This window comes from Curtobacterium sp. B18 (genome assembly GCF_000333375.1).
Classification (GTDB): Bacteria; Actinomycetota; Actinomycetes; order Actinomycetales; family Microbacteriaceae; genus Curtobacterium.
On the sequence record NZ_BACZ01000629.1, the window covers coordinates 1 to 927 of the forward strand.

Here is a 927-nt window from a genome sequence, read left to right on the forward strand (position 1 = left end):
ACCCATGTCGATGACGTGGTCGGCCGCCGCGACGACGTCCATGCTGTGCTCGACGACGACCACGGTGTTGCCGGCGTCGGTGAGCCGGGACAGCTGCTCGGACAGCAGTTCGACGTCGGCCGGGTGCAGCCCGGTCGTGGGTTCGTCGAGCAGGTAGAGCGTGTGGCCGGACCGGGCACGCTGCAGCTCGGTGGCGAGCTTGATGCGCTGCGCCTCGCCGCCGGAGAGCTCCGGCGCGGGCTGCCCGATGCGGAGGTAGCCGAGACCGACCTGCCGGAGGGTTTCGAGTCCGCGCGACGCCGCGGGGATCGCCGCGAGGAAGTCGGCCGCGTCGTCGACGGTCATCCCGAGGACGTCGGCGATGCTCGCGCCGTCCCAGCGGACCTCGAGCGTCTCGGCGTTGTACCGGGCGCCGTGGCACTCCGGGCACGGCGCCCAGCTGCCGGGCAGGAAGAGCAGCTCGACCGAGACGGAGCCCTCGCCCTGGCACACCTCGCAGCGACCACCGGCGACGTTGAACGAGAACCGTCCGGCGCCCCAGCCGCGCTCGCGCGCGGCATCGGTGGCGGCGAAGGCCTGGCGGACGGCGTCGAACAGGCCCGTGTAGGTGGCGAGGTTCGAGCGGGGCGTGCGGCCGATCGGCTTCTGGTCGACCTGGACGACCCGGGTCACGAGCGGGTGGTCCGCGCCGTGCGTGGCGAGCACACCGCCGACCAGCGAGGACTTCCCGGAACCGCTCACCCCCGTGACCGCGGTGAGGACCCCGAGCGGGACGTCGACGTCGAGACCGTGCAGGTTGTGCAGCGTCACGTCCCGGAGGGGCAGCGTGGCGATCGGTTCCCGCGGTGTGCGGACCGCNAGTGGGCCGGCCGGGTGGAAGAACCGCCTGGTCACCGACTCGTCGACGTGCTGGAGACCGTCCACGGG

General features: G+C 73.0%; 1 protein-coding gene. It reads right to left on the reverse strand.

The genetic code is table 11. From position 1 onward, the window contains the following. Positions 1-927: ATP-binding cassette domain-containing protein (locus I5E_RS16940; RefSeq protein WP_022908030.1), on the reverse strand; the 927-nt coding region annotated here is incomplete at both ends.